The organism is Paracraurococcus lichenis, from assembly GCF_030657435.1.
In the GTDB taxonomy this organism is placed as follows: domain Bacteria; phylum Pseudomonadota; class Alphaproteobacteria; order Acetobacterales; family Acetobacteraceae; genus Paracraurococcus; species Paracraurococcus lichenis.
The window spans coordinates 1-238 of sequence record NZ_JAUTWS010000613.1; the positions used below are offsets into that span (position 1 = coordinate 1).

Genomic DNA, 238 nt, shown 5'->3' on the forward strand with positions numbered 1-238 from the left:
CCTCGCGCAAGCTATGGACCGCCTTGCGGGCAGTGAACGACTATCTGCTTGGCCAGAGCGACTGGCTGGTCAACTACGCCGAGCGGCACCGGGCGGGGCAGCGGGTCGGCACGGCCCTGACTGAGAGCACGGCCAACTTCCTGGTGAACCGCCGGATGGCCAAGTCGCAGCAGATGCGCTGGACCCGGCGCGGTGCCGACCGCGTGCTCCAGGTCCGCTGCGCCGTCTACAACGGCAC

1 pseudogene is annotated in these 238 nt (G+C 69.3%); it reads left to right on the forward strand.

What is annotated here, in order from left to right:
* Positions 1-32: 32 nt before the first annotated feature.
* Positions 33-238, forward strand: a pseudogene (locus Q7A36_RS41435) (hypothetical protein); the annotation flags it as partial.